General features: G+C 73.5%; 1 pseudogene. It reads left to right on the top strand.

Features of this window, described 5'->3' with window-relative positions:
* Window positions 1-535, top strand: a pseudogene (locus EGJ34_RS22830) (hypothetical protein); the annotation flags it as partial.

Raw genomic sequence — 535 nt, 5'->3', positions numbered from 1 at the left:
CCGTCGGGGCCACCGGCCGCACGCTGGACACCGCTAACGAAAACGTGCCGCCGCCGGGCAGCAGCGGCTTCGCCGCCACCCTGGCCCGCGCCAACCCGCAACCGCAGATGGAAGCGCTGCCGGAGCAGATCTTCGCGCCGTTCAATGTTGAACAGGCCGCCGTTGCCGAACGCGCGCCCGCCCCGATGGTGGCACCGGCTCCGGGCGCCCCGGCCGCCGCGGTGAACCGCGCCCGCTTCATCATCGACCCGCCGATGGACGACGAGCCAGTGCTGGACATGCGCGCATCGGTGGCACGCCCGGTGCCGCCGCCGATGCCGGCCCAGCAGATGCAGCGCATCCCGGCCGAGGCCGCGATCGCCCCGCTGTGGGAAACCGTGCCGATGGTGCCGGTGACCACGCCGGTCGCCGCACTCAATCCGATTGAAGACTCTCCCGTGTTCGCCCCGGTCGCTGAAGCGACCCCGATGGCTCCAGCTCCGGTCGCCCCGGCCCCGATGGCTCCGCCGGCCCCGGCAGCGCCGATGGCCTGGAT

The sequence above is a fragment of the Stenotrophomonas sp. 278 genome, assembly GCF_003935715.1.
Lineage (GTDB): Bacteria > Pseudomonadota > Gammaproteobacteria > Xanthomonadales > Xanthomonadaceae > Stenotrophomonas > Stenotrophomonas maltophilia_AH.
Note: the sequence above shows the minus strand (reverse complement) of the source record. Positions and strands in the feature narration are given on the sequence as shown.